The following is a 12258-nucleotide window of genomic DNA, read 5'->3' as shown; positions in this document are numbered from 1 at the left end:
GGTGACATGGCAGGCGAAGACGAGACTCTTCTGCCCCGCCCGGCGACCCCTCCGAACCGTCGCATCGGCGCACTGTCCGGCAATACCAAAGGCATTTCCACCACTGCAGATACCCCCGCCGAGGCGGCGCCGGGCGTATCGACGAACGCGAACTCCGACCATAATCACGACCCTCGGTCCGCACCTGCTGGACTGTCGGAGGAGAACGCCGTAACCGCCTCGGCGCCGGATATCACTCTTCCGCATGTCGGGGAACTCGAATCGGCCAGCGAAGACGCCATCGTCGACCCCTCCGAAGCGGTACTCGAGAGCATCGACCTCGATACCTGGAAATGGCCGGAGTTCTTCGCCTTCGCCCTGACCCGGATGCAGGAGATCTTCCCGACCGGCGGTATCCCGCGCGGCATCGGACCTGTGCGCGAATACGTCACCGACGACAACGACTTCCGCCCGCTGACCATCGACCGCGAGAAGTGGCCGGCGATCGACGAAGATTGGACCACTGTCGGCGACGTCCTGGCCAACACCCACACCGACGCCTGGCTCGTCACCCGCAACGGGATGGCACTGGCCGAAGAATACGCCTGGCCGATGAAGCCGGCCCGCCAGCACATGCTCTTCTCCGTGAGCAAGTCCATCGTGGCCACCGTCATCGGAGCGCTCGCCGACGCCGGGCTGCTACGCCCCACCGACCTCGTCACCACGCATGTGCCCGCTCTGGCGAAGAGCGGCTACGCGGGGGCAACCATCCGCGACCTGCTCGACATGCGCTCGGGAATCAAGTTCTCCGAGGAATACCTCGAGAAGGATTCAGAGATCCGTGCCCTGTTCGAAGCCGTCGATTTCGCGCCGCGGACGGCAGCCTCGGCGAACGGGATCAAGAACTTCCTCACCGGACTGACCAGCGAGCGTGACCACGGATCGGCTTTCGTCTACCGCAGCTGCGAGACCGATGTGCTCGCCTGGATCGCCGAGGCGGTCACCGGCCAGCCGTTCTCCATCGTCACCAGCGAATACGTGTGGTCGAAGATCGGTGCCGCCCACGCCGCCCAAGTCTGCCAGGACCGGTGGGGCGGATCGATCGCCGACGGCGCCATCAGCGCGACCTTGCGCGACCTCGCCCGCTTCGGCGAGATGATCGCCCGCGGCGGCACCACCGAAAACGGCGAACGGGTGCTCTCGGCGGAATGGGTCGACGACATCTTCACCGGTGCCGAGGACTCGGCGAAGATCTTCGCCGCATCCCCGTCGGGGCGTTCCTATCCGGGCGGCATGTACCGCAGCCAGTTCTGGTTGCCTTCGGCCAGCCGGGACGTCGTCATCGGCATCGGCATTCATGGCCAGATGCTCTACATCGACCGCGCCACGCAGACCGTCGGTGTCAAGCTCTCAAGCGACCCTGAACCGGTGAGCCTGGCCGCCCAGCACGGCACCTTGGCCATGTTCGAAGCCATCGCCGAGGCGATCCCGACCACCGGTCGGACGCCTACCGATCCTGCCCCCACCGAGGCGGCTCCCCGAAACGCTGCACCGGGCACCGCGCCAGCAGCGCCGAGCGCAGCGTCGCCCGCCGACCCGAGCATCGGCAGTCCCGAAGCGGAGAGCGCCGAGGCGCTGGCCGCAGCGTCGATTCCGGCGGCTGCGTCACCAGCCGACGCGGTGCAGGCGGCCGCGAATTCCGTCGAATCGGTCCCCGCAGACACCCTGCCCGCACCGGCAGAGGCCGCACCGGTGGCTCCGGCTCCCGCCGACCCGACATCCGCAGCGCCGGCAGCTGCAGACCCTGCATCTGCAGTGCCCGTGCCTCCGCTGCGTGAAGCGGCGTCTGCTGCGGTTGTACCTTCTGAGGCCTCGCCTCCCGCAGCCGCACCTCAAGAACCGCCTCTGCCGGGAACTCAGGCGGCTCCTCTCGTCAGCCAGAACACGCTCTACTGAGGCCGAGCGATTCGCGTGTCTCCTGCGGACGGATCCACCTCGAAACAGCGCGGATAGTCGAGACGGATCCACCCGCAGAAGACAGCGGTTGTCATCATTGGGCGAAACCCGTGCGGCCGAGGAGCGAAATCGGTAGCGTGAGGATCGGAATGACACCGATCACAGGAGGCAGCACGATGTCAGATTTCTTTGACCGCGAGACCGACGGCAAGTACGACAGGGCCTACAAAGAGACCACTCCCGACATTCTCAAGGCCTTCGGCGAGTTCAACAACGCCGTCTTCGCCGCAGAAGGCCGCGAGATCCCGCTGAAGTACCGTGAACTGATCGCCTACGCCGTCGGCTTGACCACCCAGTGCGCCTATTGCATCGACGCGCACTCGAACGCCGCGGTCAAAGCCGGTGCCACAGAGACCGAACTGGCCGAGACCGCCTGGACCGCCTCGGCTCTCCGCGCCGGTGGAGCATATGCCCACGGTCGTCTGGGCTTCAAGCTCACGGGGGTCCACGAGCACTGAGTTCGCACCGGGGCGAGTCCCGATTGCCTAGACTGAGAGGCGATCATGACTGACGAGCCCCGCACCCTTCCGCGCAGAACACCCCGTTCCCGCCCGCACCGCATCCTCGTGCTGGCATTGGACGGGGTGTCTGCTATGGATCTCGGCGTCCCCGTCCAGGTCTTCGGCCGCGAGTCGAACGCCGCCACCGACCGCACCCGCACCGAGGTGGCTCCCCGCTCCCAGCCGAACCCGAGCGGTGAGGCGGCTTCCGCCGTCCCCGGTGCACGAACGACAACCGTGCCCGCGGGCAGCTGGCCCTATGAAGTCGAGGTCTGCGGCATCACCGCAGGCAAAGTGGCCGGATCGGACGGGCTGGACTATTCCGTCGATCGAGGTCTCGAAGCGTTGGAGACCGCGGATACGGTCATCCTGCCCGGTGCCACCTCGGCCGTGGCAGAGGAACCACCCGCTTCGGTCATCGGGGCCCTGCTCTCGGCGTTCGAACGCGGCGCGCGGATCGCCGCGATCTCCACCGGCACGTTCGTCCTCGCGCGCACGGGACTGCTCGTCGGGCGACGCGCCACCACGCACTGGTCGACGGCGAAAGAGCTTGCTCGACGGTTCCCCTCGATCAAGGTCGACGAGAACGTCCTCTTCATCGACGAAGGGCAGCTGCTGACCTCGGCCGGAGCCGCCTCGGCGATCGATCTGTGCCTCCACCTCATCCGCAGCGACCACGGCGTCGGCCTGTCCAATCAGGTCGCCCGACGCCTGGTCGCCGCCGCCTACCGGAGCGCGGGCCAGGCACAGTACGTGCCGCGCAGCGTGCCTGATCCTCTCGGCGACGACTTCGCCGACACCCGCGAATGGGCACTGCAGCACATCGGGGAGAAGATCACCCTGCGCGATCTCGCCGCCAATGCCGGAGTCTCCGTGCGCACCTTCTCCCGCCGATTCGTCGAAGACACCGGCTACACCCCGATGCAGTGGGTTCTCAGGGCCCGAGTCGATGTCGCCCGAGAGCTGCTGGAGAATTCCGACCTGGGCATCGAACAGATCGCTGACCAGGTGGGACTCGGGACGGGGGCGAATCTGCGGATGCACTTCCAACGCATCCTCTCGACCTCACCGAACGACTATCGCCACTCCTTCCAAGGCTGAACACAGGCCGAACCCGGGGGCGAACATAGGCCGATTCACACGCTGAGAACCGGGCGCTTTCGGGGCTGAGGCCAGGGCGCATTCTGTCGGATTTCAGTGCCCTGGACCACACGAAAACTGCCTTGGCGAGAAACTTTCGGCATCTGGCAATACAACTGGCAGGAACCTTACGCAGATTGACTGTCTGGCCACTGTTGCCACGCGTGGAAGTCGCCCATGATGGAGATATCAAGACGAATCCCGTGTAAAAGGAGTGACATTGACTCGCATCGCCATCAATGGTTTCGGTCGCATCGGACGCAGCACCCTGCGGGCCCTGATCGAGCGCGGCAGCGAGCTCGAGGTCGTGGCCATCAACGACCTCGGCGCCGTCGACGATCTCGCTCGGCTGCTGAAGTTCGACACCACCCTCGGACGCTTCAACCACGACGTCGAGGCCACCGAAGATTCCCTCGTCATCGACGGCAAGACCGTCAAGGTCTTCGCCGAGAAGGATCCGGCCAAGCTGCCCTGGGGCGAGCTCGGCGTCGACATCGCCCTCGAATCGACCGGCCGCTTCACCAAGGCCGACAAGGCCAACGCCCACATCGCCGCCGGCGCGAAGAAGGTCCTCGTCTCCGCTCCCTCGAAGGGTGCCGACGTCACCCTCGCCTATGGTGTGAACAGCGAGGCGTATAAGCCCGAGCACACCGTCATCTCCAACGCCTCCTGCACGACGAACGCCCTGGCCCCGCTGGCCAAGGTCCTCGACGACCTCGCCGGAATCGAGCAGGGCTTCATGACCACTGTCCACGCCTACACCGGTGACCAGATGGTCCAGGACGGCCCGCACAAGGATCCCCGCCGTGCCCGCGCCGCCGCCGAGAACATCATTCCCACTTCGACGGGAGCGGCCAAGGCCATCGGCCTCGTCCTCCCGCAGCTCGACGGCAAGCTCAGCGGTGACGCCATCCGCGTGCCAGTCCCGGTCGGCTCGATCGTCGAGATCAACACGACCGTGTCCCGTGACGTCACCCGCGACGAGGTGCTCGATGCCTACAAGAAGGCCTCCGAGGGCGAACTCAAGGGCATCCTCGACTATGAGGACGAGCCCGTCGTCTCCTCCGACATCGTCGGCCAGCCCGCTTCGTCCATCTTCGACTCGGCGCTGACCCGAGTTGACGGCAAGCATGTCAAGGTCGTGGCTTGGTATGACAACGAGTGGGGCTTCTCCAATCGTGTCGTCGACAACCTCGAGTTCATCGGCAAGAACTGACGTTCCCCGCTGATGTTTCCCGGCGCTCGACGCCGGCGACATTTCGGCGCCGAGGTGGTCCCTCGATGCCAACGGATGCAACTGTGGCCTCGAATCTGCTCAATGCAGATTCGAGGCCACAGCCTTTTTGATGGTTCAAGCGCCGGATCTGCACTGAAGATGCCTGGGCGCTCAGAAGCCTTCGGTGGAGGTCTCAGACGTCATCGGCGCCGGGGGTGCCGCCTTCGTCCTCCCAGCGTTCGATGGCGCGGACCTTCGCGCGGCTGAACTTCAGGCGGACGCCGTAACCGCCCTCCGATCCGTCGGGAATGAACCGCGCGCCGTACTCCTCGAGGGCGAGGATGAGACGACGCTCCTGCTCAGCGGTGAGGTCCGCGATTCCCTTTTCGTAGTCCTTGAGTTCGGACTTCTTGATCTCAGCCTTGTCTGCCACATGCTTGGCTGACACCTGGCAGAGGATCCGCGAGGCGCGTGCCAGGGGGCCGTCGATGATGATCTCTTCTGTGCTCATGGCTCCACCTTGCCAGAGCCCGTCAGGAGTGCCAAGGCAGAGGGACTCTTATGAGGGTGGCGGTTTCCCCCTGGTGAGACGGTGCGTGGCACGACGTCGTCCAAGCAAATGCACCTCTTGCGATTTCATATGAATGATTCGTTCTATTCTGCTCCGATCAAGGTATGTCAGTGCCTCCGGATAGTGTTTCATCATGCCTCCGACAGCGGAGTCAGAGGCGCCGCATCGCAGGGTGCGATGCATGACGGAAGGTCAGAACAATGGAGATCACGACCAGCAGCATCAGAGAATTGGCGTGGAGCTGTGAAGAGTTCCTCGATGACCAAGGGGGGCCGCGATCAATCAGCTATCCGGGCAGTCTCGCTCTGTGCATTCTCGACGCGCTCTATTCGACGGGGTCGCACCCGACGGCAGTCGACAACGTCACCGATCGCTATATCGCCCGGCACGGTGAATCCGATGGGGCGAAATCACTGCGGTATTCGATTGCAGAGGCCGGCGGGCCCGAGGTGTGGGCGCGGGAGGTGATCTGCAACGTCAAGCCCGCCAACGTGCAGCCGGGCGCCATGCTCAGGGCCGAGGTGGTCGACCGCGCCACTAGAGTGATGGCTGATCACGGTATCGACACCGTTGAGCACCTGCTTGCCGCGGTCAAAGAAGAACCGTGTATCGGGCCGCATGCCAATGTGGTGGCAAAGGCCTGGAGAGCGCTCCCCAGTCAGAGATCGGGGTTCTCGTGGCGCAATCTGCTCATGATCGCCGGCTCCCCTCATTTCGATATCGACTACCGCGTGAAGGGCTATTTCAATCAGATTGTCGGGTGGTACCCCATAGCCACGGACGAGTATGTGCTTGAACTGATCGGCACTGCCGCTGATTTCCTCGGTGTTGAGGAGCACGAGATCCGGCGAATCGTCTGGCAGGTCTCGCGCCGTCGGCTTCGGCCGAATCCTCGACGCGAGATGTGCCCTTGGTCGTACGGCCTCGAGCTCGAGGCAGGCGAGGACGTCGACGATGAGTCGTGGGAGTCGTCCTTCGGCTTCGAAGGTTCGGCGATCAACTCGAGCGACTGGTCTGGTATGGAATACGTCGATCCACGCGGGAGCGCTGCGCCGTTCTGAGCGGCTCCTGCTCCGCGCTGACCGGGGATCGCCTGTGGGGACTCGGCACTTCAACTCTCCGTATTGCGCCGGTGTTGAGCGGCCAGCCGCACCGGCGCGTTCGGAGCGCCGAAGCCGCGATAGCCGGTACGGCGTTCGACCATCTCGAAGAAGACCGAGCCGATCGTCGACGTATAGAAATGGAGGAACTCGCCCTCGTCGTCACGGTCGTAGAGGATATTGTGCTCGCTGAGCCGATCCAGCAGCTCCGGTGCGAGGTCGAAGCGTGCGGCAAGGTCTTCATAGTAGTTCTGCGGCACTTCCAAGAACTTCAGGCCTCGCGCGACCGCGGTCATCGCGGCAGTGAAGATGTCGTCGCAGGCGATGGCCACATGCTCGGGGTAGGTCTCTGCGGTTGAGCCAACACCTCGGCCCAACGCGTTGGGACTGTGGTCGGGGGAGACGTTGAGCGGCATCCTCACTGCCCCATCGGCGCTCGACATCACTTGGGAGCGCACAAGACCGGAGGGGCTCGGCACGTCCTGGGACGGCAGTGCGGTCAGAGCGAGGAGGGAGGTGTAGAAGAGCACTGCTTCGTCGTAGTGGTGAGCAGGCTGAGCGAGGTTGATGTGGTCGATCGCCGACTGCCGGTCGTCCGGGACGGTGCCGAACTCGTCGGTCCACTGCGGATCCTCACCATCGCCATCACCGAAGAAGACCTCTGATCCGTCGGGTGCGAAGACCCCACGCAGCACCTCTTCGTCGTGTGCCTGATCGCGGGGGACTTCCGTGGCCGAGAGCAAGAGCGCACGTTCCATTGCGGCGTCGGCATTGTCGACGGCGAAGCCGATGCCGCGCAGAAATGTTCCGGACCCGGTGGAGTCTGCTGCCAAGGCGGCGGCTTCTTCAGCCGGGTCGGTGGTTTCGTTGGTCACGGTGGTGAATTCGTCGCACGGGCCGGCGGGCTCAGTCACGACGATTCGAGCCTGACCGCGTTGCCACAGCTGCACATGTGGTTTCGTGCGGTGGAAGCCGACGAACCGGAAGCCGAGCTGGTGGATCAACCGGGTGAGCGCGCCCAGGTCATCGGTGTTCAGTTCGACGTAGTCGATGCCTCGCGGCTCCGCGACCTGCGGCAGCGGCTGCAGGTCGAGCCCCACATGAGCGCCGTCCGTGCCGACGGCCGACACATTGGCTTCGAGCCATCGCAGAGAACGCAGTCCGTCGACAGCGGTGCGCTGAGTGTCGGCCTGCCGGAAGGAATCGTTGAAGACCTCGAGCGACACCGGTCCGGCATAACCGGTACCGGCGACGCGAGCGAGGAAGTCGGTGAGATCCCACGAGCCTTCGCCGGGGAAGACTCGGTGGTGACGGGACCAGCTGAGCACGTCCATCGACAGGGACGGAGCGTCGGCGAGCTGGAGGAAGAAGATCTTCTCTCCCGGGATCTCGGCGATGCGTGACAGGTCCGTGCCACGGGAGAGGATGTGGAAGCTGTCGAGGCAGGTGCCGATGCGCGGATGGTCGGCGGCCTTGACGAGATCCCAGGCACGATCATATTCGGAGACGAACCGGCCCCAGGCCAGAGCCTCATAGGCGACGTCGATGCCGTATCCCTCGGCCAGATCGCCGAGGCGGCGCAGCTGATCGACGACGACGTCATCATCGTCGACGGTTGCGGTGGCGACGTTCGAGCAGAGCAGCATCGTGGTCATGCCGAGCCGCTTCATCAGCTGGAACTTCGCCTCGGCCCGAGCCATGTTTGCAGCGAACTGCTCCTCATCGACCCCTTCGAAATCGCGGAAGGGCTGATAGAGGTCAAGACGCAGTCCGAGCTCTGCGGCCAGTGCGGCGGTCGCTTCGGGGGAGTTGGGGGAGACGATGAGATCCTGTTCGAAGATCTCGACTCCATCGAATCCTGCCGTCGCGGCAGCCTGCAGCTTCTCCTCGAGCGTGCCCGACAGGCACACCGTGGCAATCGAAGTTCTCATCGTGACCTTTCCTCGTGGATGACATCGATCTCTTCCAGGCTCAGTCCCTTCGTCTCCTTCGCCGTCATCGCGACCAGGCCGACGACGATGCAGACGCCCGCGGTGAACGCGGCGACCGAGACCCAATTCTCTCCTCCGGCGCCGGCGACAGCGGACGCGAGGACCGGAGCCAGACCGCCGGAGACCGCGAATCCGACCTGTGTGCCCAGCGCCAGACCTGTCACTCGTGCCGTCGTCGGGAACATTTCGGCATAGAACGAGGGCCAGATGGAATTGGCCAGCGAGTACGCACAGCCGGACATGATGGCGCCGAAGACGAAGATGAGCGGCCAGTTCCCGGCCGAAACCGCACCCAGGTACGGGAACATCATCAGACCCGACCCGACGGCCCCGGTGATGAAGACCGGCTTCCGGCCGAACCGGTCGGAGAGCAGCGCGGCGGCCGGGATCGCGAACAGAGCGACACCGTTGGCGATGACCGAGACGAGCAGCATGGTCGAACGCTCGAGTCCGACGATCGATGTGGCGAACGACAGCGACCAGACGGTGAAGACCATATTCACGGTGTTGACCATGGCGCATACGGCCACGCGGACGACCGCGGCCTTGTGCCACCGGAAGACCTGCATGAGAGGTGGGTTGTCGGCGCGTGCCTCCTTGAACGCCGGCGGCTCCTCGAGGCCACGACGGATGAGCCAGGCGGTGAGCACGACGAGCGCCGACAGCCAGAACGGTACGCGCCAACCCCAGCTGAACAGTGCTTCGTCGGGCAGGAAGGCAGTGAAGGGGATGAACACTGCGGTGGCCAGCAGAGTCCCGGCCTGAGTGCCGTGCAGGGTCCAGCTTGTCGTCCACGATCGTTTCTTCTCGGCCGAATGTTCAAGGGAGACGGAGATTGCGCTCGCCTGCTCGCCAGAAGCGGACAGGCCCTGGACGATGCGGCAGAGCACGAGGAGGATCGGGGCCAGCATGCCGACCTGTTCATAGGTCGGTAGGCAGCCGACGAGGAAGGTCGAGACGCCCATCATGAACAGAGTGAGCATGAGGACGAATTTTCGACCGAAGCGGTCACCGAGCGGTCCCATGATGAGTGCGCCCAGCGGGCGCACGACATAGGCGACTCCGACTGTGCCCATCGCCAAGAGGATGGCGATTCCCGGTGCGGTGGTCTCGGGGAAGAACAAGGTATTGAGCACCAGCGCCGCAGCGGTTCCATAGACCGCGAAGTCGTAGTACTCCAAAGCGGAGCCCGTCCAACTCGACAAGGCCGCGCGCAGCGGTGTCTTCTTCGTGGGGCGAGCTTCCTCGATCGCGTTGCTCATGCTTCCTCGCATTTCTGACTCTCAGGGACATGGCGGCAGTCTCGGCGCTGTCGAGCGTTCATCGGACCGGCACGGTATTGCCATAGTGTGGCAATACTTGTTACATTGTGGTTTACAGTGTGATTGAGATGACATAGCCTGTCAACGTGGAACTCGGGAATTCTGCTTTCCGGACTCACGAACCGCCCGCACACACTGCCCCGACACCATCGAACAGCCACAGCAGCGCAAGGAGGCGAAGCATGCCGCCCAAGGGCTCGAACTCGGTGACGAAGACCTTCGAGATGCTCGAACTCCTCGGTGAATCGCCCGAGGGGATCAGCGCCGCCCAGGCCGCCGAGACGACTGGCTACCCCTTCTCGACCGCCTACCGCCTCCTCGGCGGGCTCGTCGAATCCGGGTATGCCAGCTTCGATGCGCGTACGAAGATCTACACCCTCGGGATGGAGGTCTTCCGCTTGGCCCAGAAGGTCGCGCACCGGCAAGGGCTGTCCGGAGCGACGAGGGACCTGCTCCAGGAGCTGACGGCCTCCACCGGCGAATCGAGCATCCTCGCCATCCGGCGCGGCAATGCCGCTCTCACCGTGCTCACCGTCGACGGCCCGCAGTTCCGCACGACCACCGACCCGGGGGACGAATCACCGTTGCACACCTCCGCGATCGGCCAGGCTCTGCTCGCCCATGATCCGCAGGTCGATGCCACCGTCGACGCTCTCGACCTCGTCGCCCGTACTCCGAACTCGATCACCGACCCGGCACAGATGCGCACACGTCTCGAACAGATCCGCACCGACGGGTGGGCGGGACAGTCCGAAGAGAACGACATCGGCATGAATGCCCTGGCCGTACCCGTCTTCGACCTCGACGGCACACTGCTGGCCTCACTCGCGCTCGCCGCACCCGTCTTCCGCCGCAGCCTCGACGAGCTAATCGAATTCGTTCCCCAGCTGACCGAGACCGCGGCATCCATCGCCGCCCGATTCCCGAGGTGACCATCGTCGAACCGCGCATCGAGACCGAAATCCTCGTCCTCAACGGACCCAACCTCAACCTGCTCGGGGAACGCGAACCGGAGATCTACGGCCGCACCACGCTGGCCGATATCGAGGCCATGTGTGCCGACACCGCCGCCGAGGCGGGGCTGGGCGTCCGCTGCATCCAGAGCAACCATGAGGGCGGGCTCATCGATGCCGTCCACGACGCCCGGCACTCCACTGTCGGTGCGATCATCAACGCCGGCGCGTACACGCACACCTCCCTGGCCCTGCACGATGCGCTGAAATCCTACGACCACCCGATCATCGAAGTGCACCTGAGCAACCCGCATGCGCGGGAGGCCGTGCGCCACCACTCCTACCTCTCACCCGTGGCTGTGGCCGTCATCGCCGGAGCCGGTGCACAAGGCTACGTCCACGCGGTCGAGATCCTCATCGACCTCCTCACGAATGCGAAAGCGAGACTATGACCTCATCCCTCCTCCTCGGCCTCATCGGCGACGGCATCTCCGCATCCCGCACCCCGCGGATGCACGAGAACGAAGGTGCCGCGCACTCCATCCCCACGATCTACCGCACCATCGACATCAGCAGCCCCCACCTCGCCGAGGCGACACTGACGGAGCTGCTCACCGCAGCGATTCGCCTCGGTTTCGACGGGCTCAACATCACCCACCCGTTCAAGCAGCAGGTCATCGGCCTTCTCGATGAGGTCGAACCCGTGGCCGCGCGCATCAACTCGGTCAACACAGTCGTCATCGACGATGCCGGTCGGACGACGGGATACAACACCGACGTCACCGGTTTTGCCGCCGGATTCCGTGCCGGACTGGACGGTGCCGCCACCGAGGCGGTCGTGCAGATCGGTGCGGGCGGTGCCGGCCGTGCGGTCGGGTTCGCCCTCGCCGAACTCGGAATCGGCGACCTCATCATCGCCGACACCGATGTGCAGCGAGCCGAAGGACTCGCCGCGGACATCGTCGAAACGTCATCGGTCGGAACTCGGGCGCGAGCGATCGGGCTCGATGAGCTGGAAGGGGCGGCCGCCTCGGCGCAGGGGATCGTCAACGCCACCCCGGTGGGAATGAAGGCGTATCCGGGAACCCCGGTCGACACCTCGGTGTTCGGGTCGGAGACCTGGGTGGCCGACGTCGTGTACTTCCCGCTCGAGACACAACTGCTTGCTGAAGCCAGGGCCAAGGGGTGCCGCACGCTCGACGGATCGGGAATGGCGGTCAATCAGGCCATCGACGCGTTCGAGCTCTTCAGCGGCCAGAAGGCGGACCCGCAGCGCATGCGCGAGACTTTCCTGTCCTTCGGAGCCTGATGCGAGACACCTGACCGGGATCCGAGCGAAGCGACTCGACGCAGTGCCTTCCCAAGCTCGTCGCAGCTCAGCACCCGCCGCGCCAGATCACATCTTCCGAGTGGAGCTCGTTCGGCAGAGTTTTTCTGGCTGAGATATCGAATGTCAAAGGGCTATTCCCA

General features: G+C 64.7%; 11 protein-coding genes. 8 read left to right on the top strand and 3 right to left on the bottom strand.

What is annotated here, in order from left to right:
• Positions 1 to 6: 6 nt before the first annotated feature.
• The 4 genes from QYM46_RS16580 (at position 7) to gap (ending at position 4851) form a co-directional block, all read left to right on the top strand.
• Positions 7 to 1935 (top strand): serine hydrolase domain-containing protein, encoded by a 1929-nt coding sequence (locus QYM46_RS16580; RefSeq protein ID WP_432789843.1) that lies wholly within the window; start codon positions 7 to 9, stop codon positions 1933 to 1935.
• A 176-nt stretch (positions 1936 to 2111) separates the two neighbouring features.
• Complete coding sequence (locus QYM46_RS16575; protein WP_432789842.1) at positions 2112 to 2453, top strand: carboxymuconolactone decarboxylase family protein; 342 nt, start codon at positions 2112 to 2114, stop codon at positions 2451 to 2453.
• 45 nt (positions 2454 to 2498) lie between these two features.
• Positions 2499 to 3596, top strand: a complete 1098-nt coding sequence (locus tag QYM46_RS16570) for a GlxA family transcriptional regulator (protein WP_432789841.1) — start codon at positions 2499 to 2501, stop codon at positions 3594 to 3596.
• A gap of 259 nt (positions 3597 to 3855) precedes the next feature.
• Positions 3856 to 4851 carry a type I glyceraldehyde-3-phosphate dehydrogenase gene (gap, locus tag QYM46_RS16565; RefSeq protein ID WP_432789840.1) on the top strand — a complete coding sequence of 332 codons (996 nt, stop codon included), beginning with the start codon at positions 3856 to 3858 and terminating at the stop codon, positions 4849 to 4851.
• A 193-nt stretch (positions 4852 to 5044) separates the two neighbouring features.
• Here the strand turns inward: gap and QYM46_RS16560 are convergent, their stop codons facing one another.
• On the bottom strand, positions 5045 to 5362 hold the full coding sequence (locus tag QYM46_RS16560) for an XRE family transcriptional regulator (protein ID WP_432789839.1): 318 nt from the start codon (positions 5360 to 5362) through the stop codon (positions 5045 to 5047).
• 260 nt (positions 5363 to 5622) lie between these two features.
• Here QYM46_RS16560 and QYM46_RS16555 point away from each other — a divergent pair, with 260 nt between their 5' ends.
• The gene (locus QYM46_RS16555) at positions 5623 to 6483 is read left to right on the top strand and encodes a hypothetical protein (protein ID WP_432789838.1); all 861 of its coding nucleotides are present in this window, start codon (positions 5623 to 5625) and stop codon (positions 6481 to 6483) included.
• A 50-nt stretch (positions 6484 to 6533) separates the two neighbouring features.
• Here the strand turns inward: QYM46_RS16555 and QYM46_RS16550 are convergent, their stop codons facing one another.
• Positions 6534 to 8453 (bottom strand): bifunctional sugar phosphate isomerase/epimerase/4-hydroxyphenylpyruvate dioxygenase family protein, encoded by a 1920-nt coding sequence (locus QYM46_RS16550; RefSeq protein WP_432789837.1) that lies wholly within the window; start codon positions 8451 to 8453, stop codon positions 6534 to 6536.
• Positions 8450 to 9775: an MFS transporter gene (locus QYM46_RS16545; protein WP_169253306.1), complete on the bottom strand. Its 1326-nt coding sequence runs from the start codon at positions 9773 to 9775 to the stop codon at positions 8450 to 8452. The genes QYM46_RS16550 and QYM46_RS16545 overlap by 4 nt, the downstream gene beginning before the upstream one ends.
• A 242-nt stretch (positions 9776 to 10017) precedes the next feature.
• Here QYM46_RS16545 and QYM46_RS16540 point away from each other — a divergent pair, with 242 nt between their 5' ends.
• Genes QYM46_RS16540 through QYM46_RS16530 form a run of 3 tightly spaced genes read left to right on the top strand, consistent with a single transcriptional unit; the run spans position 10018 to position 12097 of the window.
• Positions 10018 to 10767 carry an IclR family transcriptional regulator gene (locus tag QYM46_RS16540; protein WP_432789836.1) on the top strand — a complete coding sequence of 250 codons (750 nt, stop codon included), beginning with the start codon at positions 10018 to 10020 and terminating at the stop codon, positions 10765 to 10767.
• A complete protein-coding gene (aroQ, locus tag QYM46_RS16535; RefSeq protein ID WP_432789835.1) occupies positions 10764 to 11240 on the top strand; it encodes a type II 3-dehydroquinate dehydratase in 477 nt (158 codons plus the stop codon). The genes QYM46_RS16540 and aroQ overlap by 4 nt, the downstream gene beginning before the upstream one ends.
• Positions 11237 to 12097 (top strand): shikimate dehydrogenase, encoded by an 861-nt coding sequence (locus QYM46_RS16530; protein WP_169253304.1) that lies wholly within the window; start codon positions 11237 to 11239, stop codon positions 12095 to 12097. The genes aroQ and QYM46_RS16530 overlap by 4 nt, the downstream gene beginning before the upstream one ends.
• Positions 12098 to 12258: the final 161 nt, after the last annotated feature.

It is taken from the genome of Brevibacterium sp. K11IcPPYGO002 (assembly GCF_050920635.1).
Classification (GTDB): Bacteria; Actinomycetota; Actinomycetes; order Actinomycetales; family Brevibacteriaceae; genus Brevibacterium.
The sequence above is the reverse complement of the archived record's forward strand: the minus strand, read 5'-3'. Positions and strand labels throughout refer to the sequence as shown.